General features: G+C 71.8%; 18 protein-coding genes. 6 read left to right on the top strand and 12 right to left on the bottom strand.

Going from position 1 to position 19,846, the window contains the following annotated elements:
- Positions 1-3: 3 nt before the first annotated feature.
- From IEY61_RS15090 to IEY61_RS15120, 7 genes are all read right to left on the bottom strand, one after another.
- On the bottom strand, positions 4-729 hold the full coding sequence (locus IEY61_RS15090) for a hypothetical protein (RefSeq protein WP_189044631.1): 726 nt from the start codon (positions 727-729) through the stop codon (positions 4-6).
- A 78-nt stretch (positions 730-807) separates the two neighbouring features.
- Positions 808-1,557, bottom strand: a complete 750-nt coding sequence (locus tag IEY61_RS15095) for a hypothetical protein (RefSeq protein WP_229705917.1) — start codon at positions 1,555-1,557, stop codon at positions 808-810.
- A 131-nt stretch (positions 1,558-1,688) separates the two neighbouring features.
- Positions 1,689-2,276, bottom strand: a complete 588-nt coding sequence (locus IEY61_RS15100; protein ID WP_189044633.1) for a DUF4178 domain-containing protein — start codon at positions 2,274-2,276, stop codon at positions 1,689-1,691.
- Positions 2,277-2,361: 85 nt separating this feature from the next.
- Positions 2,362-3,519: a hypothetical protein gene (locus tag IEY61_RS31210; protein WP_229705918.1), complete on the bottom strand. Its 1,158-nt coding sequence runs from the start codon at positions 3,517-3,519 to the stop codon at positions 2,362-2,364.
- 70 nt (positions 3,520-3,589) lie between these two features.
- Positions 3,590-3,970, bottom strand: coding sequence for a hypothetical protein (locus IEY61_RS15110; RefSeq protein WP_189044635.1), 381 nt, complete (start codon positions 3,968-3,970; stop codon positions 3,590-3,592).
- Positions 3,971-4,016: 46 nt separating this feature from the next.
- On the bottom strand, positions 4,017-6,608 hold the full coding sequence (gene clpB / locus IEY61_RS15115) for an ATP-dependent chaperone ClpB (protein WP_189044637.1): 2,592 nt from the start codon (positions 6,606-6,608) through the stop codon (positions 4,017-4,019).
- A 97-nt stretch (positions 6,609-6,705) separates the two neighbouring features.
- Positions 6,706-7,800, bottom strand: a complete 1,095-nt coding sequence (locus tag IEY61_RS15120) for a beta propeller repeat protein (RefSeq protein ID WP_189044639.1) — start codon at positions 7,798-7,800, stop codon at positions 6,706-6,708.
- Between the two features lie 72 nt (positions 7,801-7,872).
- Here IEY61_RS15120 and IEY61_RS15125 point away from each other — a divergent pair, with 72 nt between their 5' ends.
- The 3 genes from IEY61_RS15125 to IEY61_RS15135 all read left to right on the top strand — a co-directional run bounded on the left by IEY61_RS15125 (position 7,873) and on the right by IEY61_RS15135 (position 10,185).
- Entirely contained in the window at positions 7,873-8,373 is a 501-nt protein-coding gene (locus IEY61_RS15125; protein ID WP_189044641.1) for a cation:proton antiporter regulatory subunit, read from the top strand.
- Between the two features lie 5 nt (positions 8,374-8,378).
- Positions 8,379-9,590, top strand: coding sequence for a cation:proton antiporter (locus IEY61_RS15130; protein WP_189044644.1), 1,212 nt, complete (start codon positions 8,379-8,381; stop codon positions 9,588-9,590).
- A 166-nt stretch (positions 9,591-9,756) separates the two neighbouring features.
- Positions 9,757-10,185 carry a hypothetical protein gene (locus IEY61_RS15135; protein ID WP_189044646.1) on the top strand — a complete coding sequence of 143 codons (429 nt, stop codon included), beginning with the start codon at positions 9,757-9,759 and terminating at the stop codon, positions 10,183-10,185.
- 269 nt (positions 10,186-10,454) lie between these two features.
- Here IEY61_RS15135 and IEY61_RS15140 read toward each other — a convergent pair whose 3' ends face one another.
- Positions 10,455-10,721, bottom strand: coding sequence for a hypothetical protein (locus IEY61_RS15140; protein ID WP_189044648.1), 267 nt, complete (start codon positions 10,719-10,721; stop codon positions 10,455-10,457).
- Positions 10,722-11,037: 316 nt separating this feature from the next.
- Here IEY61_RS15140 and IEY61_RS15145 point away from each other — a divergent pair, with 316 nt between their 5' ends.
- A complete protein-coding gene (locus IEY61_RS15145) occupies positions 11,038-11,247 on the top strand; it encodes a helix-turn-helix transcriptional regulator (RefSeq protein WP_189044650.1) in 210 nt (69 codons plus the stop codon).
- A gap of 391 nt (positions 11,248-11,638) precedes the next feature.
- Here IEY61_RS15145 and IEY61_RS15150 read toward each other — a convergent pair whose 3' ends face one another.
- The 4 genes from IEY61_RS15150 to dnaK all read right to left on the bottom strand — a co-directional run bounded on the left by IEY61_RS15150 (position 11,639) and on the right by dnaK (position 16,042).
- The gene (locus IEY61_RS15150; protein WP_189044652.1) at positions 11,639-12,079 is read right to left on the bottom strand and encodes a heat shock protein transcriptional repressor HspR; all 441 of its coding nucleotides are present in this window, start codon (positions 12,077-12,079) and stop codon (positions 11,639-11,641) included.
- A 28-nt stretch (positions 12,080-12,107) separates the two neighbouring features.
- Positions 12,108-13,283: a molecular chaperone DnaJ gene (gene dnaJ / locus IEY61_RS15155; RefSeq protein ID WP_189044654.1), complete on the bottom strand. Its 1,176-nt coding sequence runs from the start codon at positions 13,281-13,283 to the stop codon at positions 12,108-12,110.
- An 85-nt stretch (positions 13,284-13,368) separates the two neighbouring features.
- Entirely contained in the window at positions 13,369-14,130 is a 762-nt protein-coding gene (gene grpE / locus IEY61_RS15160; RefSeq protein ID WP_189044656.1) for a nucleotide exchange factor GrpE, read from the bottom strand.
- Between the two features lie 46 nt (positions 14,131-14,176).
- Complete coding sequence (gene dnaK, locus IEY61_RS15165; protein ID WP_189044658.1) at positions 14,177-16,042, bottom strand: molecular chaperone DnaK; 1,866 nt, start codon at positions 16,040-16,042, stop codon at positions 14,177-14,179.
- Between the two features lie 221 nt (positions 16,043-16,263).
- Between dnaK and IEY61_RS15170 the strand changes: the two genes are divergently transcribed.
- Together IEY61_RS15170 and IEY61_RS15175 are read left to right on the top strand one after the other, a co-directional pair.
- Complete coding sequence (locus tag IEY61_RS15170; protein WP_189044660.1) at positions 16,264-18,093, top strand: GTPase domain-containing protein; 1,830 nt, start codon at positions 16,264-16,266, stop codon at positions 18,091-18,093.
- 58 nt (positions 18,094-18,151) lie between these two features.
- The gene (locus IEY61_RS15175; RefSeq protein WP_229705919.1) at positions 18,152-19,828 is read left to right on the top strand and encodes a GTPase; all 1,677 of its coding nucleotides are present in this window, start codon (positions 18,152-18,154) and stop codon (positions 19,826-19,828) included.
- The last annotated feature ends 18 nt before the right edge of the window (positions 19,829-19,846 follow it).

Below are 19,846 nucleotides of genomic sequence, written 5' to 3' on the forward strand. Positions count from 1 at the left end.
GCATCACCTCGGCGGGTAGGGGAACGACGGCGGCGCCCCGGGCGGCGGGTAGGGCTGGTGCGGCGGTTGCTGACCCATCGGCGGGTAGCCAGGCGGTGCCAGCGGATGCTGACCCGACGGCGGGTAAGCGGGCGGTGCCGGCGGTTGATGACCCGACGGCGGTGCCGGGCTCCGGCGGAACCAGACGTTGGACGACGGGGTCGCCAGCAGCGCGGCTACCACAAGGTAACCGAGCACCTGGGCGACCGAAAGGGTCGCGGTGAGCGGAATCCACCACGACGGATGGGCGTCGGCGATCAGGCTGACCAGCTCGGCGGCGGCCCGATCGTCGCCGAAGTCCAGGGGCGCGGCGCGTTGCACGACCAGGGCCACGATCCCGCAACAGCCGAGCAGCAGGCCGAGCCCGGCGACCACCCAGGTGGCGACCCGAGCGCCGGGTCGTCCGGCGGCCAGCCCGAGCGCCAGGCCGATGAGGAGAAGACCCGCGAGCAGGCTCAGCACCGCCGACAGCACGACCGAGCCCCGCAGCAGGGTGACGACCGCGTCGATCTGGCCGGCGTCGGCCGAGGTGCCGGCGGCTGCCGTACGGAATCGGGCCACGGTGCCGCCGATGGTGCTCAGGCCGGCCACGGCGTACCCGAGTGCGCCGAGCGTCATCACGGCCAGCACCACCACGGCCAGCACGACCACGCCCGGCCGCCGGGCGGGTGCCTGTTCGGGGTACGACACGACGAATCCCTCCGGTAGGCGTGTTCGGATGCAACCTACTCGGAGGGACCGTCGCAGTCGCGGTCAACTCACCGGCGATCAGCCGGGCCGGTCGGTGGGTGGCGGCTGCTCGCCGGGCTGGCCGGAGGTGGGTGGGTAGCCCGGCTGCCCCGAGGTACCGGGGTAGCCCGGCGCCGGTGGGTAGCCCGGCTGGCCCGGCGCCGGCGGGTAGCCGGGCTGACCCGGGTAGCTGCCACCGGGCATCGGGGGCTCCCACTGCTGGGTCGGCTTGCGGAAGAACTCGTTGGCCTTCGGCAGCGCCAGCAGGATCAGCGCCGCCAGCAACGAGATCAGGCTGATCACGCCGAGCAGCGTGCTGACCGGGGTGACCCAGGACGGCAGAGCCTCCTCGAGCTGACGCTGGACCTCCGCTTGACTCGGCATGTCGCCGCTGGTTCCGCCCGGTGTGCTGATGCCGCCGGCCACTCCGCTGAGCACGCCGAAGCCGACGCAGCAGCACATGATGCCGCCGACGATCCAGGTGGCGATCCGCGCACCGTTCTTGCCGCGCAGGTTCATCAGGCCCAAGCCGAACAGCGCGAGCGAGACCACCAGCGTGAAGATGGCGGTGCCGACCCCGACGATCACCACGAGGTCGGCGATGTTCTCCATTCCCTCGGTGGTGGAGCCCCGGTACGCCTCCTCCGTCACCTTACGAACGGTGCCGATGGTAGCCAGCGAAATGATCACGCCGATGAGTTGACAGATTGCGAACAGCAACAACAGGTACGTGGATATCGTCACCACGCTCGGCCGAATCCGGGCCGGCGTGCTCTGAGGATCGCCCATCTCTCTCCCTTCCTGGAACGCGCTTCACGGTATCGGTACCAGGCCATTTCGGCACGGCGCGACGCCAGCCGGACGCTGCGTCGCCGGCTCCGGAGCCCGTTTCGGCTCAGCCGGACGGCCGACGCCGGGGGTCAGCCGGCTCGGCGCTGGGGGTGGACGGCCACATCGGCGAGATCCAGCCGTTCGCCCCACGCCGCCGTCCAGCCCGCCTCGCCATACGCCTCGAAGGTGAGCCGGGCACCGCCCGGTGCCCGGTAGTCGTGGTAGCGCATGGTGCCGTTCGGAGCGAGCCCGGTGGCACCGGTGGCGGTGTACCGTGCCTGGCCGGACTCGTGCCAGCTGTATCGCCGGCCGGCGAACTCGACGACCGGGGCACCGGGCGTGCCGACGACGCCCGGCTCCGGGTGCCAGAGCACCAACTCGAACTCGGGGTCCTCCGCCACCGAGAGCCGCCGCCGGCCACCCGGGTCGTCGAACAGGTGCTCGGCCCAGCGCCACTCACCCTCGACCAGGCGGATCGAGCCGCGCACCGGGTACGACTCGTCGCCGATCTCGACGATGTCGCCGACGCCGATCCGGCGCGGGTCGCCCGGTGGCCCGTCGCCGCGCCGCTTCCGGGAGGCGCTGTCGGACCTGCGCCACCGGCCCACGAGGGCCGCGACGACGACCAGGCCGACCAGGACCCCGAGCGCGGCCACCAGGACTGTCGCCCCGTCCATCCGGTCACCTCCCGTGGCATGTCGGCGAAGCTGTCAACCCATGATCTGTGCCTGCCGTCCGGCTCGCCAACCGGTGTGGCCTCCGTCAACGTTCGCCGGGCTGATCACCACCGTCCGACCCGCCGCCGGAAGCGGCCTCACCAGCAGCGCCCTCGCCAGGAGCGCCCTCGCCAGGAGGCGGAGCCGACGGCGCGGATCCGGACGACGCGGACGGCGGCGACTGGGTGGGCGGGGTGGGCTGGTTCGGCACGCCGTGCGCGGCGGGGTCCGGGCAGCTTCCATAGCCAGGGCCGGGGTAGCCGGGCAGCGAATAGTCCGGTCCGACGGGATAACCGGGCGCAACCGGGTAGCCCGGCCCAACGGGATAACCGGGCGCAACCGGGTAGCCCGGCCCAACGGGATAGCCAGGCCCGACCGGGTAGCCCGGCCCAACGGGATAACCGGGCGGAACCGGGTAGCCCGGCCCAACGGGATAGCCCGGCCCAACGGGGTAGCCCGGCCCAACGGGGTAGCCCGGCGCAACGGGATAGCCGAGGGGAATGGGGTAGCTGGCGAGGTGAGGGCTGTCGTGCCCGGGGATCGGCGGCCGGGGGCCGGCCGCTTCGGTCGCCGGCACGAACCAGCGGTGCGCCGGTGGAACCGTCAGCAGCAGCACCACGGCCAGGGTGAGCAGCAGCACCGTCACCGCGCTGAAACCGGCCAGCGGAAAGAACACGTCGCCGAACGGGTTCGTCTCGCCGTACAGCGCCTTGCTGAAGTCCGACTCCTGCCAGAAGCCGTCCTCCGGCGACAGGTCGTCGGCGTAGGGCTCCTCGGCGAGGCCCACCCCGGGATCGAACGGAAACAGCAGCGCGCCGAAGCAGCAGGGCACGACGCAGAACAGCAGATGGGCACCGCCGGCCACGAAAACCACGATCCGGGCGACGTTGCTGCCCCGGCGTACCGGTTGCGCGGTCAGCGCCATCGCGAGCGCGAGCAGCAACAGCAGTACGCCCAGCACGGCCGACATGCCGATGCTGCTCCAGCGCTCCCCGCGTACCTCGTTCGGGTCGGCGTCCGGCACCCGCCGCGCGGCCCGGTCGATCGCCGCGTCCCACTGGACGGCCTCGACGACCACCAGAACGACGAGTCCGAGTAGGACCGCCGCCGCGGCGAGCTGTAGCCAGAAGGCGACGGTGACGGTCGCGGGACGAGGTGGTCGGAGTGGGGGCAGGGCGCCGGGGGACTCGTCAGTAACGGTCATGGCACGGACGGTACGGCCCACGCGCGAGGGTCGGCAGCGCCGATCATACGGAGCCGACCGGGCAAATGGATCACGCTTCGGCGAGCCGTTCCACGGCGTACTCGCCCACCGTGGTGGCGCCCATGACGCACCCGGTCATGGTCGACAGCTCCGCCGGGTCGTCTCGCAGCGCGGTCCAGGCCGCCCAGCCGGCCGCCGGGTCGAGCCGCTCCAGCAGCGTGGCGGCGTACACCCGGCCCGCCGGTGCACTGGCTGAGAGCAGCCGGTCGAGCTGTTCGCGTACCTCGTCGGGCTGTTCGGCGATGGCCGCCGCCACCCGCTGGTACGCCTCGGTCTCCGGGAGCAGCGACCCCGCGAGTCCCACCCGGCCGAACGCGACCGTCTCGGCGTCAGCGAGTCGCGCGATGGCCGCCGCCAACCCGGAGTCCTTCTTCGTTCCCCTCCCGAACATGCTTCCATCCTGGCCCCGACCGCCGGGGCGCGCAGCACGGCGGCCGTCACCCGGTGGTCACCGACAGGCCGTCCTTCGACTCGGCGAGCTCGACCCGCACCGTGTCGCCGTCGCGGATCTGGCCGCTGAGCAGGGCCTTGGCGAGCTGGTCACCGATCGCGGACTGGACCAGCCGGCGCAGCGGCCGGGCGCCGTAGATCGGGTCGTACCCGTGCTCGGCGAGCCAGGTGCCCGCGGCGTCGGTGACGTCCAGCGTCAACCGGCGGTCCGTAAGACGGTTCCGCAGCCGCGACAGCTGAATGTCCACGATGGCCCGCAGGTCGTCGCCCCGGAGGGCGGCGAAGACCACGATGTCGTCGAGCCGGTTGAGGAACTCCGGCTTGAAGTGCGACCGGACCACCGCGAGGACGCCCTCCCGGCGCTGCTCCTCGGCGAGCGTCAGATCGCTGATCACGCCCGAGCCGAGGTTCGAGGTGAGGATCAGGATCGCGTTACGGAAGTCGACCGTGCGGCCCTGACCGTCGGTGAGCCGGCCGTCGTCGAGCACCTGGAGCAGGAGGTCGAAGACGTCCGGGTGGGCCTTCTCCACCTCGTCCAGCAGGATCACCGAGTACGGCCGGCGGCGCACCGCCTCGGTGAGCTGGCCGCCCTCCTCGTACCCGACGTAGCCGGGCGGGGCACCGACCAGGCGGGCCACCGAGTGCTTCTCGCCGTACTCGCTCATGTCGATGCGGACCATCGCCCGCTCGTCGTCGAAGAGGAACTCGGCGAGCGCCTTGGCCAGCTCGGTCTTGCCGACACCGGTCGGGCCGAGGAAGAGGAAGCTGCCGGTGGGTCGGTCCGGGTCGGCCACGCCGGCCCGGGCGCGGCGGACCGCGTCGGCGACCGCGCCGACCGCCTCGGTCTGGCCGACCACGCGCTCGCCCAGCGACTCCTCCATCCGCAGCAACTTGGCGGTCTCCCCCTCAAGCAGCCGGCCGGCGGGGATGCCGGTCCAGGCGGCGACCACGGCGGCGATGTCGTCGGCGCCGACCTCCTCCTTGAGCATCGCGCCGTCGGACTGGAGCCGGGCCAGTTCCTCCTCGGCCCTGGCCAGGTCGGCCTTGAGCGCGGGGATGCGCCCGTACCGCAGCTCGGCGGCGCGCTCCAGCTCGCCGTCGCGCTCGGCCCGCTCGGCCTCGCCGCCGAGCCGCTCCAGCTCCTCCTTGGCGGTGGAGAGCTTGGTGATGTGGCTCTTCTCCAACTGCCAGCGCTCGGAGAGCGCGGTGAGCTGCTCACGCTTGTCGGCCAGCTCCTTGCGCAGCCGTTCGAGGCGCTCGGCGGAGGCGGCGTCCGGCTCCTTGGCCAGCGCCATCTCCTCGATCTCCAGCCGGCGCACCGCCCGCTCGATTTCGTCCACCTCGACCGGCCGGGAGTCGATCTCCATCCGGAGCCGGGACGCGGACTCGTCGACCAGGTCGATCGCCTTGTCGGGCAGGAACCGGTCCGTGATGTACCGGTCGGAGAGAGCGGCGGCGGCGACCAGGGCCGCGTCGGTGATGCGTACGCCGTGGTGCACCTCGTAGCGCTCCTTGAGCCCGCGCAGGATGCCGATGGTGTCCTCGACGGTGGGCTCGCCGACCAGCACCGGCTGGAAGCGGCGCTCCAGGGCCGGGTCCTTCTCGATGTGTTCGCGGTACTCGTCCAGCGTGGTCGCGCCGACCATCCGCAGCTCACCACGGGCCAGCATCGGCTTGAGCATGTTGCCGGCGTCCATCGAGCCCTCGCCCTTGCCCGCGCCGACGACGGTGTGCAGCTCGTCGAGGAAGGTGATGACCTGCCCGTCGGAGTTCTTGATCTCCTCCAGGACGGACTTGAGCCGCTCCTCGAACTGGCCCCGGTACTGGGCGCCGGCCACCATCGCGCCGAGGTCGAGCGAAACCAGCTTCTTGTCGCGCAACGACTCGGGCACGTCACCGGCGACGATCCGCTGGGCCAGCCCTTCGACGATGGCGGTCTTGCCGACGCCGGGCTCGCCGATCAGCACCGGGTTGTTCTTGGTACGCCGGGACAGCACCTGGATCACGCGGCGGATCTCGGAGTCGCGGCCGATCACCGGGTCGATCTTGCCGTCCCGGGCGCTCGCGGTCAGGTCGACGCCGTACTTGGCCAGAGCCTGGTAGGTCTGCTCCGGGTCGGCGGTGGTGACCCGGCGGTCTCCGCCGCGCACCGTCGGGAAGGCAGCGACGAGATTCTCCTCGGTGGCGCCCGCGGCCTTCAGCGCACCGGAGACGGCGCCGCCGACCCGGGCCAGCCCGGCCAGCAGGTGCTCGGTCGAGGTGTACTCGTCGCCGAGCGGGCGGGCGATCTGCTCGGCGGCGCCGATGGCGTTGACGAACTCGCGGGCCAAGGTCGGCTCGGCGATGCTGGAGCCCCGGGCGGCGGGCAGCGCGTCGATGGCGCGCTGGGCGGCCCGGCGCAGCTCGGCGGGGTCGGCCCCGACGGCGCGCAGCAGACCGGCAGCGGTCGACCCTTCGGTGTCCAGCAGCGACAGCAGCAGGTGCCACGGCTCCACGGTGGCGTGCCCGCGCTGGTTGGCCAGGGCTACGGCAGCGGTGATGGTCTCGCGACTCTTGGTGGTGAGACGTTCGGTGTTCATGGGCTCCCCTGCTTCGGTGTGTCCACTGGTACCGACAGAACCAGACTTGAGCCTATTCCACTCAACCCTACCGCTGTGACCTACACCACTCGTCGTGTCAGTCGGTCTCGATGACCACCGCCGCCCAGGTGCGGTCGCCGAAGTGGCCGGTGCCGAGCAGAACGCTCTCCGGCCCACTGGCCACCAGGGTGCCGTCGGGCAACAGCTGTAGGTGGTGCTCGGCGGTCACCGGCCAGGGCAGATCGACGTACCGGCCGCCGACCAGCGCTCCCGCGCCGCGCGGGCTGATCACCGCCACCACTCCGGCGCCCAGCGGAACGGCCTGTCCCGACTCCGGCTGCCCCTCGGCTCGTACTCGCTGCCAGGACTGGCCGGCAAGCCGCCACAGCGCCGGGAAGCTGATCCGGTCGGGTCGCTCACCGACCAGCCAGAGCCCATCGGACACCGCCTTCACCCGGAGCACCCCCACTTCGCCATCGAACTCGGGCACCGGGGTCTCCTGCCAACTCCTCCCCTCGTTCCAGGAGATCGCCGCGTACGGCCGGCCGTCCTCGCCCGCCCCGGCCGCCACCAGCGGTCCGTCGAACTCCGTACCACCCGACGACACGCTGCGCCCGTCGAGTTCGAGCACCGTGTTCAGCGCGGGCAGCCGCGGTTGGGTGGGCAGCGGGCGCAGTTTGGTGCCGGTCCACCGGCCAACCTTTCCCGTGCCTTGGACGAGCTGGAACCGCCCCTGAGCGGCCTGCCACTGCGGGGGATCGGCCTCGCTCGGGCTGTGTCGGAAGCTTCGGCCGCCGTCGGTGGACGTCCACCAGCCATGCGGCTTCGCCAGCAGGGCCAGCACGCCCGGCGCGGTGTACATCTGCTGCTCGTCGGCGATCGGCCTCGGGTGGCGCAGCCGCTGCCAGGACCGGCCGCCATCCCGGGTCGACCAGAGCAGCGCGGGGCAGTCCGGGCCGGACGGCTGGCCGTCGCAGGCGGCGAAGAGGGCGTACCCCAGCTCGGCGTCGACGAACTCCACGTGCGGCCGGTCGTACCGCTGCGGGACTGCGAGTCGATGACGGCGGACCTCCGCGACGGGATCGATGGTCGGCGGCAGGTCAGCCGATTCGGAAGGCTTGACGCTGGCCGACGGCGGTGCGGGCGGGGTCCGGCGGATGTCCCCGATCGAACAGCCCGACACGGCAGCCACCAGAACAAGTGCGACCACCCGACGAGCCCGGCGGGAAACCATTGCGCCTCCACGTGTAAGTAGCCTGAGGCCGTGCGAGTACGCGTGGAACAGACGGCCCTGCCGGGAATCGGCGTACGTCACGACATGATGACGGAATCCGGCCGCCGGTTGGGGGTCGTCTCCCACCGCAGCGGTCAACGCAACCTGGTGCTCTACGACCCGGACGACCCGGACGGCTGCGCTGCGGACATTCCGCTCACCGACGACGAGGCGACGGTGTTGGCCGACCTCCTCGGCGCGTCGCTGATCCTCGGGCAACTCTCCGGGCTGCGCGAGCAGGCCGCCGGGCTGCTCACCGAGCAGATCGTCATCCCCGCCTCCTCGGCCTACGTCGACCGACCAATGGGCGACGCGCAGATACGCAGCCGTACGGGTGCCTCGATCGTGGCCGTCCTGCGTGCCGATGAGGTGATCGTCTCGCCGGCACCGGCCTTCCGCTTCAAGGCCGGCGACGTGGTGGTGGTGGTCGGCAACCGGCAGGGTCTGGACGGGGCGAGCGCGACCTTCGCCAACGACGACCCGGCTGGCTGACCGGGGTGCACGACTTCACGAGCCTGCTCATCCAGGTCGGCGCGCTGCTGTTCCTGCTCGGACTGCTCGGCCGACTCGGTCGCCGGATCGGCCTGTCACCGATCCCGCTGTACCTGCTCGCGGGGCTCACGCTCGGCCACGGCGGCATCCTGGAACTGCACGCCAGCGAGGAGTTCTTCGCCATCGGTGCGGAAATCGGCGTGATCCTGCTGCTGCTGATGCTCGGCCTCGAATACTCAGCCGTCGAGTTGGTCGGCAACCTGCGGTCGGCCGCCCTGGCCGGGTCGATCGACGCGGTGCTCAACGCGCTGCCGGGCGCGGCGTTCGCCCTGCTGCTCGGCTGGAACTGGGTCGGCGCGGTGGTACTCGCCGGGATCACCTGGGTCTCCTCTTCCGGGGTGATCGCCAAGATCCTGGCCGACCTGGGCCGGCTCGGCAACCGGGAGACGCCGGTGATCCTCTCGGTGCTGGTGGTCGAGGACCTGGCGATGGCGTTCTACCTGCCGCTGGCGACCGCGCTGCTAGCCGGGGTCGGGTTCGTGCGGGGCGGTGTCGCCCTCGGAGTCGCCGTGCTGACCGTGGTCACCGTGCTGGTGGTCGCCATCCGCTACGGCAAGCTCATCTCGAGGGCCATGTCCGTCGACAACTCCGAATCGCTGCTGCTCGGGGTGCTCGGCCTGACCCTGCTCGTGGCCGGGGTCGCGGCGAAGCTCCAGGTGTCGGCTGCGGTGGGCGCGTTCCTGGTCGGAATCGCGCTCTCCGGGCCGGTGGCCCACCACGCCACCGAACTGCTGACCCCGGTGCGCGATTTGTTCGCCGCCGTCTTCTTCGTCTTCTTCGGGCTGGCCACCGACCCGCGACACATCCCGCCGGTGCTGCTGCCGGCGCTGCTGCTGGCGGTGGTCACCATGGCGACCAAGACGCTGACCGGGTACCTGGCGGCACGGCGGGTGGGCATCGCTGAACCGGGTCGCTGGCGGGCCGGCCTGGCCCTGGTGCCCCGAGGTGAGTTCTCCATCGTCATCGCCGGGCTCGCGGTGGGCGCCGGCAGCGTCACCCCGGAGCTGGCCGCGCTCGCGGCGACGTACGTGCTGATCACAGTGGTGGCCGGGCCGATGCTCGCCCGGCTGCCGGACCTCACCTGGTTCAAGCGGTGGCTGCGGGCACGCGCGGCGATCCAGCAGACCAGGACGGCATCGGCCGCCGGACCAGCCTGATTTTGCTCGGTCGGCCGTCCGGGTGACCCGGCCGCGCCAACGGATCGGAGAATTGCTCCTCGTAGGGGCTACCCATACTCACCGGTACCGCGCTACGGTGTCGCCCCAGCAGCCAGGGTTCGCGGAGGAGGGCCACTCCCCCGCGGGCAGAGCGGAAGGTTGGCCGGTGAGCGTGCAGGAGTCAACGTTCCACGGCTTCGCCAACCCCGTCGATCCGACCCCGGCGGAGTTGCGCGCGTGGGCGTACCACCCCGATTCGGTCCCGTTGGCTTCCATGCCACCGGACTGGGACCTGTTGGTCTCCGGCGATCGGCTGATCGGCACGCTGTTCGAGTTGGCGATGGACCCGAACTGCCCGGCCCGCCGGTTCGCCCTGCACTGCCTCTACATCTACGCCGCCGACGGGATCCGGACGAACTTCCGGGCCCATCCGAAGCGGCGCTTCCGCAAACTGGTCGATCAGGCCGAACGCAACGGTGACGAGCTGATGCGCAACTGGGCGCACAACAGCCGGGTGCTGCTGACCCGGCCGGAGATGTTCGTCTACCGCGAGTGGTGCGAGGGCGGCCTGGTCCGCGAAAACCGCCGCCTCTAGCCCGTTCCCGGCCCTCAACCCGCCGGCCCGACTGCCCGCCGGCCCGACTGCCCGCCGGCTCGCAGGCCCGCTTGATCCACGCAACTTCGGCGAAGTTGCGGTGTCAGCGCGCCCGTGAGGCAGCAACTTCCCCGAAACTGCGTGGATCAAGCGGAGAGCGTCCCAGATTTTGGTACGGAGGAAGACGTTCCGCACGAGGATTCCGTCGTTGACGGCGAACGGGCCGGGACCCCCCGTGGCTCCCGGCCCGCACGTCATCAACGGATCGATCAGCGCGATCCGCCCCGCTCCCGGCGATGCTGATCGGTACGCGCCTGCCCGACCCCGTGGCCGCCCCGGCCGCCCCGGCCCCCATGGTCGCTCTCACTGGGATCACGGTCGCCGAGCCTGCCGGCCTGGTCGCTGAACCTGCCGGCCTTGACCTGGTCGGAGAAGCGCCCCTTGAGAATCCGGTCGAATCGCCGCCGAACGTCCTCAGCCAGGCTGTCGAGCCGGTGCTCCGCGTCTTCGGCCACCTTCTTCGCCGCTTCCGTCATGCTTCCCGCCAGATCGGAGTCCGGTTTGAGATAGTTTGCTCCTGACTCCTGAAGGCTAACGAAGCCAACCCGTTCCCCGCTCGGGTTTTTCCGGAATGCGATCAGGTCAGACCGCGATCACCCCCGATCGGAGGCGGTCACCGGGTCGGCTTGCGGACCCAGCCGAGGAAAACGCACATGCATCACCAGTGGGTCGGGCGGCTCCGGACCGAGGCGGGTCAGGTCGGCCATGTCCAGCCCGAGCTACCGCCCGCCCACGAAGCCCTTGTCAATCTCTAAGTAGCAATCGTAAAGGGTCTCACTGTACGGTCAGGGCGTGAAGCGACCGCGCTTGTACGGACCGGGCGAGCTGGCTGCTCTGTTCGGCGTGTCGCGGCAGCGCGTTCTCCAGATCACTCGCCGACCCGGCTTCCCTGAGCCGCTGGCCCGGCTGATCGGTACGACGGTCTGGGACGCGGACGAGGTGGACGAGTGGGCGCGACACAACCGCCCGCCCCGCCCCACAGAGGGCGACGAGCAGGGCTGATGACCCCTCCGGTTGATCCCGCTGAGGGAAACCGGCAATAGGCTGCGCTGGTCCAGGCGTGGCAGCGCTTCATCAGAGGTGATGGCCGCGCAGGTTACGGCATATCGGGGTATCCGGACCGGTGAGGCCGGCGCAGGTTACGGCATATCGGGGTATCCGGACCGGTGAGCGGCGCGGGCTGCGGCATGTCGGGGTATCCAGACCGGTTGAGGCCGCCAGTTGCGGTGTCTTGCGCGGAAGGGCGCCAGTTGCGGTGTCCTGCGCGACGTTGCCAAGGTGAGGACGCGGCCTCGCCCCCAGCCCTGCGCGCCCTGTTACGTGGGTCCCGGAGCCGGGCACGGTGGGGCCACACCACCATCACGCCCCACCGGAACCCGGCGAAAAGCGCAGGTCAGCGACCCGGGCTGCGGCGGGGACGCCAAACCACCAGGGCGGTGGAGGTCTGGTTGGTCGGCACCAGGTCGCGGCCGGGGAAGCGAGCCAGCGACTCGAGTTCGGCCACTCGGCGGTACGCCGCCTCCAGTTCGGCCTCCATCTCGGCGACCCGCTGCTGGGCCTGCTCCAACAGCCGCTCCAGGCCGATGATCCGCTTGATCCCGGCGAGGTTCACCCCGTCGTCCTGGCTGAGCCGCTGCACCTCGCGCAGCAGCACCACGTCCCGAACGCTGTACCGCCGCCCACCTCCGGCCGCCCGACCCGCCTGCACCAGGCCGAGCCGGTCGTATTGGCGCAGCGTCTGCGGATGCATCCCCGCCATCCGCGCCGCGACCGAGATCATCAGCACCTTGACCTCGTAGGCAGGGTCATCCGAACCGACGAACCCGTCCGTCATCCCACTCACCTCCGCACCGCTTCACCGATCAACCAAACCGACGCACCCGCGCGTCGAGATGTTCCCGCCCGGCCGGCGGGGTCTGCGCGGCGAAGGTCTCCAGGGCCGTCCGGGCCTCGGCGGACAGCTGCGCCGGCACCACCACGTCGAGCGTGATGAGCAGGTCACCGGCCTGACCGTCCCGGCGCACCACGCCCTTGCCCCGGGCCCGCAGGATCCGTCCGCTCGGCGTGCCCGGCGGCACCCGCAGGGTGACCGCGCCGTCGAGGGTCGGCACCCGCAGGTCGGTGCCGAGCACCGCCTCCGCGAACGTGATCGGGACGGTCAGGGTGAGGTCGTCGCCGGTGCGCCCGAACAGCTCGTCCGGCCGGACCTTGACGTGCACGAACAGGTCGCCCGCCGGGCCGCCGCGCTCGCCCGGCTCACCCCGGCCGGCCAGTCGGATCCGCTGCCCGTCGGCCACTCCGGCCGGAAAACGGACGTTGAGCGTACGGGTCTTGGTGACGCCACCCGTGCCCTGGCATTCCGGGCACTTCTCGTCGACGACCGTGCCGACGCCCTGACAGTTGCGGCAGGGCTCGGAGAAGCTGAACGCCCCCTGATTTCGGGTGGTCACTCCGGCGCCGTGACAGATCGGGCAGGTCCGCGGCTGGGTGCCCGGCTTGGCGCCGCTGCCGTGACAGGTGTCGCAGACTCCGGGGGCCCGCAGCGTCAGGGGCAGGGTGACTCCCTGGACGGCGTCGTCGAAGTCGAGCGCCACCTCGGTCTCGATGTCGCGACCACGCGCCGGACCGGGTGCGCCCCCACCTCCCGGGCCGCCGGAGAAGATCGAGCTGAACAGGTCCGAGATGCCACCCCCGGCGAACCGACCACCGCCGGACGAGCCAGCACCGAACAGATCCGACACGTCGAACGGCACACCGCCAGGCTGGCCCGGCTGGCGGGCGCCACGCCGGAAGGCACCCGAGCCGAACAGCGAACGCATCTCGTCGTACTCGCGGCGCTTGGCGTCGTCGCCGAGCACCGCGTACGCCTCGGAGACCACCTTGAAACGCTCCTCGGCCCCGGGCTCACCGGGGTTGTGGTCCGGGTGCGACTCGCGGGCCAGCTTCCGGTACGCCTTCTTGATCTCGTCAGCGGGGGCGGTCTTCGCCACGCCCAGGACCGCGTAGTAGTCCTTCTCGATCCAGTCCTTGGAACTCAACCGTCCACCTCCTCCCCGCCTCCGGGCCGGGGCCGTCCCGTCCGCCGAAGCTCGGCAGTCGGGACGGCCCGGTCACCGTCGTGCACTATTCCGGATCGGCGACCGCGACCAGCGCGGGCCGCAGCAGTCGCTCACCGATCTGGTAGCCGCGGCGCATCACCTGCACGCAGGTCGGCTCGGTGACGTCGGCCGAGGTCTGGTGGGTCACCGCCTCGTGCCGCGTCGGGTCGAACGGATCACCCTGCTCACCGAACGGGGCCAGCCCGAACTTGCCCAACGCGGTGATCAGTTGCTCGGCCACCGAGCCGAACGGGCCGACCAGGTCGCCGTGGTCCCGGGCGCGGTCCAGGTCGTCCAGGATCGGCAGCAGGGCGGCGAGCACGGAGCCGGTCGCCTGCTCGGTGACCAGGCTGCGGTCGCGCTCGACCCGCTTGCGGTAGTTGGCGTACTCGGCCGACACGCGCTGCACGTCGCGCGTACGCTCCTCCAGCTCGGCGCGGAGCGCCTCCAGCTCGGCGGCGAGCCCGCCGGATTCCCCGGCCGGCCGATCTTCCGCCGGATCTGCGGGAGAGTCCACCACCGGCGGCCCGTCGGTCGCCGAGTCGCTGAGCGCCGTGGTTTCCATCTCGATCGCGTCGACCACGACCTCGGCGTCCTCGACCAGACCCTCCGCCGGGGCGTCCGAGCCGGCGTCGGCCGCCGCGCCGTCCGGCTCGCTGGTCTGGTTGATCTTGCGGTTGTTGCGGATGACAACCCGCGGCGCCTCGCCGGGGGTCGACTCGGGCGCCGAACCACCCGGCGCCGACCCGGTGTCACCCGGGTCAGCGGCTCGGGGCTTCTCCGTCATTCGACTACCTCATCCCTTGCCTGTGAGTTCGAGTCCACCAGGACCGTCACTTCTTGTCCTCGTCCACGATCTCCGCGTCGACCACGTCGTCGGCACCGCCGGCCTGCGTACCGCCGCCGGCCTGGGCACCGCCGGCCGCGCCCGCACCGGCCGCACCGTCCGCCGGGGCCTGCTCGGCCTGCTGGGCGTAGAGCAGCGAGCCCGCCTCCTGCGAGACCTGCGCCAACTGCTCGTGCGCCGACTTGATCTTATCGATGTCGCTGCCACCGAGCGCGCCACGTAGCTCGCCGAGGGCGTCGTTGAGCTTCTCGCGGTTCTCGGCGGGGAGCTTGTCCCCGTTCTCGGCGAGGAACTTCTCGGTCTGCCACTGCAGAGCCTCGGCCACGTTGCGGCTCTCCGCCTCGTCGCGGCGGCGCTTGTCCTCCTCCGCGTGCTCCTCGGCGTCCCGACGCATCCGCTCGATGTCATCCTTCGGCAGCGAGGAGCCGCCGGTGATGGTCATCTTCTGTTCCTTGCCGGTGCCCAGGTCCTTGGCGTGGACGTTGACGATGCCGTTGGCGTCGATGTCGAAGGTGACCTCGATCTGCGGCACGCCGCGCGGCGCCGGCGGAAGACCGGTCAGCTCGAAGGTGCCGAGCTTCTTGTTGTACGCGGCGATCTCGCGCTCGCCCTGGAAGACCTGGATGAGCACCGACGGCTGGTTGTCGTCGGCGGTGGTGAACACCTCGGACCGCTTGGTCGGGATGGTGGTGTTGCGCTCGATCAGCTTGGTGAAGATGCCGCCCTTGGTCTCGATGCCCAGGCTCAGCGGCGTCACGTCGAGCAGCAGGACGTCCTTGACCTCGCCCTTGAGCACACCGGCCTGGAGAGCGGCGCCGACGGCGACGACCTCGTCCGGGTTGACGCCCTTGTTGGGTTCCTTGCCGGTGAGCTGCTTGACCAGGTCGGTCACGGCCGGCATCCGGGTCGAGCCACCGACCAGGATGACGTGGTCGACGTCGGAGATCTTGATCCCGGCGTCCTTCACGGCCTGCTCGAACGGGACCTTGCAGCGGTCCAGCAGATCCTGCGTCATCCGCTGGAACTCGGCGCGGCTGAGCGTCACGTCGAGGTGCAGCGGGCCGGCGGCACCGGCGGTGATGTACGGCAGGTTGATGTTGGTGGTGGTCGCGGCGGACAGCTCGATCTTCGCCTTCTCGGCCGCCTCCTTGAGCCGCTGCACCGCCATCTTGTCCTGCGAGAGGTCGATGCCGTGCTCGCCGCGGAAGGTCTTGACCAGGTGGTCGATGACGCGCTGGTCCCAGTCGTCACCGCCGAGCTGGTTGTCACCGCTGGTCGACTTGACCTCGACGACGCCCTCGGCCAGCTCGAGCAGCGACACGTCGAAGGTGCCGCCACCGAGGTCGAAGACCAGGACGGTCTGCTCCTTGGAGCCCTTGTCCAGCCCGTACGCCAGGGCGGCCGCGGTCGGCTCGTTCACGATCCGCAGCACGTTGAAGCCGGCGATCTCACCGGCCTCCTTGGTGGCCTGGCGCTGGCCGTCGTTGAAGTAGGCCGGGACGGTGATCACCGCGTCGGTGATCTGCTCGCCCAGGTACGCCTCGGCGTCGCGCTTCAGCTTCATCAGCGTCCGGGCCGAGATCTCCTGCGAGGTGTACTTCTTGCCGTCGATGTCGACGGACCAGTTGCTGCCGACCTCCCGCTTGACCGAGCGGATCGTCCGGTCCGGGTTCGTCACCGCCTGGCGCTTGGCGACCTCGCCGACGAGCACCTCGCCGTTGCGGGCGAACGCGACGATCGACGGGGTCGTCCGCGAGCCCTCAGCGTTGGCGATGACGGTGGGCTCACCGCCCTCCAGAACGCTGACGCAGGAGTTCGTCGTGCCGAGGTCGATACCGACCGCACGTGCCATCTTCGCTTCCTCGCTTCGTAACGTTGAGCAGCAGACGGGTCTGCCCGTCGCCGCTGTCCGGCGGGCGCCGCCCGCAGCGACCCCACCTCAAGTTGAGTGAACTTGACTCAATAGTGCCACGCCCGCCGCGATCGTCAAATCAAGTTGAGTCGGATCGGCGCAAGTTGTCGCTCGCTAGGGACTGGTTGTCTTACCTTGTGTCGGTCGGGCACGCTTTAGCGGTGACGACGAACGGCGATCCCGCCCACCTCTCCGGCGCGCCCGCCGTCGCAGCCCGCACCGGCTTCACCGACGCCGGGAGGGGCCGGCCCGCAACTGGGGACGACCACCTTCCCGACGCCCTGACCGGCCTGCGCGCCGCGATCGGGGCAGCACGGTTTTCGCTGGCCCTGCCCTCGGCCGAACCGGCCGAGCGGATCGGCGCCGCCCTCGCCGACCAGCTCGACGACTACCTGCTGCCCCGGCTCTCCCGCCTCGACGCGCCGCTGCTCGTGGTGGTGGGCGGTTCCACCGGCGCCGGCAAGTCGACCCTGGTCAACAGTCTGGTGCAGGCCCGGGTCAGCGCCGTCGGAGTGCTGCGACCCACCACCCGGTCCCCGGTCCTGGTCTGCAATCCGGCCGACTCGCCCTGGTTCCGCCGGGGCGAGCTGCTGCCCGGTCTGACCCGTACCAACCACCCCAGCGCGGACCCGGGCACCCTGCACCTGGTCACCGCCCCGGCGCTGCCTCCCGGGCTGGCGTTCCTGGACGCCCCCGACATCGACTCGGTGGTCGACGCCAACCGCGCGCTGGCCGGTCAACTGCTCGCCGCCGCCGACCTCTGGCTCTTCGTGACCACCGCCGCCCGCTACGCCGACGCCGTCCCCTGGGAGCTGCTGCACGGCGCGCGGGCCCGCGGCGCGGCGATCGCCCTGGTGCTCGACCGGGTGCCGGCGGAGGCCACCGACGAGGTCGCCGCCCACCTCGCCGAGATGCTCGCCGAGCAGGATCTCGGCTCGGCGCCGCTGTTCGTCCTACCCGAGACCTGGGTCGACGGGCAGGGCCTGCTGCCCGACCGGGTCACCGCCCCGCTGGCGGACTGGTTCGCCCGGCTCGCCGCCGACGCGGACGCCCGCTCGGCGGTGGTGCGGCAGACCCTGGGCGGTGCCCTGGCCGCGCTGCAACCCGCGGTGCGGAGCCTGGCCGAGGCCGCCGACGAGCAGGTGTCCGCCGCCGACGCCTTGGACGACCGGGTACGAGCCGCGTATCGGGCCGCGAACCGGACGGTCGAGCAGGGGCTGCGCGACGGCCGGATGCTCCGCGGCGAGGTGCTCGCCCGCTGGCAGGATTTCATCGGCACCAGCGAGTTCCTCCGCACGCTGGAGGCGCGGATCGGCCGGCTGCGCGACCGGGTGGTGGCCGCGTTCGGCCGGCGACCGGCACCGGCGGTGCAGCTACGCGACGCGATCGAATCCCAGCTGTCGATCCTGCTGCTCGGCGTGGCGGCCGAGGCGGCCGAGCACGCGTACACCGGGTGGAAGGCGCACCCCGCCGGGGCCGCACTGCTCGAACCGGGCCTGGCCCACCACTCTCCCGACCTGCCCGAACGGGTCGAGCGGTTGATCCGTGACTGGCAACGTGGCGTGCTGGAGCTGGTCCACGCCGAGGGCGGCGACCGGCGCTTCGTGGCCCGGACGGCGGCGTACGCGGTCAATGCCACCGGGCTGGTCGTGATGATCGCGGTCTTCGCCTCGACCGCGTTCATCCCGACCGGGTTGGAGGTCGCCACCGGCGCGGGTACCACCGTCGCCGGGCAGGCGGTGCTTCAGGCGATCTTCGGTGATCAGGCTGTCCGTACGCTGGCCGGCAAGGCCCGGGAGGACCTGTTGAAGCGGGTACGGTTCCTGCTGGACGCCGAGGCCGCCCGCTACCTGGCCCGGACGGAGCAGTCGCGACCGGCCGCCCGGACCGCGGCGGAGCTGCGCCGGGCGGCCGACCGGGTCGAGACGGCCCGGCTGCACAGCGGATTCGCCAGCGCGGCGCCGGCGGATGAGGGGCGGCAGCATCCGTGAACGAGCAGACCAGATCGGCACCGCGCTCCGCCGCTCCGGTGCCCGGCGAGGAGATTCGGTGAGCGGCCTGGGCGGACGCCTGCGCGAGGCGTTGCGGGCCGACGGGCGGGTGGACGCCGATCAGCTGGCCGCCCGACTGGAGGCGGTGCAGCGGTTCCTGGGCATCGTCGACGGGCACCTGCCGGACACTGCGCTGGTGCCGGCGCGCACCCTGGTCGAGCGGGCCGGGACCCGGCTGGCGCTGTCCCGTGACCACACCGTCGTGGCCCTGGCCGGCGCGACCGGCAGCGGCAAGTCGAGCCTGTTCAACGCGATGGCCCGGATGGAGCTGTCGCCCGCCGGGGTGCGCCGACCCACCACCGGCGTGGCCCACGCCTGCGTCTGGGGACCGCTCGACGGCGGCAGCCGGTTGCTCGACTGGCTCGGCGTGCTGCCCCGGCACCGGTTCGTCCGGGAGAGCGTGCTGGACGGCGACGACGAGTTCGCGCTGCACGGACTGATCCTGCTCGACCTGCCGGACCTCGACTCGGTGCAGCACTCGCACCGGCTCGAGGTGGACCGACTGCTCGGCCTGGTGGACCTCGTGGTCTGGGTGGTCGACCCGCAGAAGTACGCCGACCGGGTGGTGCACCGCCACTACCTCCGGGAGTTCCACCGACATCGCGACGTCACCCTGGTCGTGCTCAACCAGGCCGACCGGCTGGCGCCGGCCGACGTACCCCGGGTCCTCGCCGACCTGCGCCGGCTGCTCGACGCCGACGGGCTGGACGGAGTCCCGCTGCTGGCCACCACCGTCGCGGACCCGAACGGTCCGGACGGTCTGCGGGAGGCGCTGGAGCGTACCGTCGCCGAGCGGCAGGCCGCGCTGCGCCGGCTCTCCGGGGACGTGGACGGCGTGGTCGCCGCGCTGGACGAGATGGTCGGGGCACCCGGGACGGCGCTCGCCCCGGACGATCCCGCCGTCGGCACGCTGAACCGGGCGCTGAGCGCGGCGGCGGGGGTGCCGACGGTGGCGGCCTCGGTCGAAGACGCCTACCGGCATCGGGCCGCCTCGGCCACCGGCTGGCCGCTGGTCCGGTTCTGGCGACGGCTGCGTCCCGATCCGCTGCGCCGGCTGCACCTCTCCGGTCCGCCGGCCGACCCGGCGGAAAGTCTGGTCGCCGCGACCTCGGTGCCCGAGCCCAGCGCCGCCGACAAGTCCGCGATGGCGCTGGCCCTGCGTACGGTGGCCGAGCGGGCCGGGTCCGGCCTGCCGAGCGCCTGGCCGAACGCGGTGACCATGGCGGCCCGGTCCCGTCTCGGCGACCTGCCGGACGCCCTGGACCGCGCGGTCGCCGGTGCCGACCTGGGCATGGACCGACCCCGGTTCTGGTGGCGACTGGTCGGCGGGGTGCAGTGGCTGGTGACCCTCGCCGCCGTGGCCGGGCTGGGCTGGTTGCTCCTCGGCTACGCGCTGCGGGCCCTCGGCCTGCCCGAGCTGCGGCACCCGATGGTCGGCGAGGTGCCGGTGCCGACCCTGCTGCTGCTCGGTGGGCTGCTGGCGGGGCTGCTGCTGGCCGCGCTGACCCGTCCCATCGCCCGGTGGGCCGCGCGGCGTGCCGGGCAACGGGCACAGGCACGGTTGACCGCGGCGGTGGCCGCCGTCGGTGACGAGTCCGTACTCGCCCCGGTGCGCGCGGTGATCGCCGCGCACGCCGACGCGCGAACCGTCCTGGAGGTCGCCCGCCACCGGTGAGGCCGGCCGCCCGCGAGC

The sequence above is a fragment of the Micromonospora sonchi genome, assembly GCF_014646235.1.
GTDB classification, from domain to species: domain Bacteria; phylum Actinomycetota; class Actinomycetes; order Mycobacteriales; family Micromonosporaceae; genus Micromonospora; species Micromonospora sonchi.

Bases quoted from the DNA above. Each gene is read 5' to 3' on its own strand.
- IEY61_RS15095 (WP_229705917.1), bottom strand. From the start codon at position 1,557: ATGGGCGATCCTCAGAGCACGCCGGCCCGGATTCGGCCGAGCGTGGTG.
- IEY61_RS15100 (WP_189044633.1), bottom strand. From the start codon at position 2,276: ATGGACGGGGCGACAGTCCTGGTGGCCGCGCTCGGGGTCCTGGTCGGC.
- IEY61_RS31210 (WP_229705918.1), bottom strand. From the start codon at position 3,519: ATGACCGTTACTGACGAGTCCCCCGGCGCCCTGCCCCCACTCCGACCA.
- IEY61_RS15110 (WP_189044635.1), bottom strand. From the start codon at position 3,970: ATGTTCGGGAGGGGAACGAAGAAGGACTCCGGGTTGGCGGCGGCCATC.
- clpB (WP_189044637.1), bottom strand. From the start codon at position 6,608: ATGAACACCGAACGTCTCACCACCAAGAGTCGCGAGACCATCACCGCT.
- IEY61_RS15140 (WP_189044648.1), bottom strand. From the start codon at position 10,721: ATGACGGAAGCGGCGAAGAAGGTGGCCGAAGACGCGGAGCACCGGCTC.
- IEY61_RS15150 (WP_189044652.1), bottom strand. From the start codon at position 12,079: ATGACGGACGGGTTCGTCGGTTCGGATGACCCTGCCTACGAGGTCAAG.
- grpE (WP_189044656.1), bottom strand. From the start codon at position 14,130: ATGACGGAGAAGCCCCGAGCCGCTGACCCGGGTGACACCGGGTCGGCG.
- dnaK (WP_189044658.1), bottom strand. From the start codon at position 16,042: ATGGCACGTGCGGTCGGTATCGACCTCGGCACGACGAACTCCTGCGTC.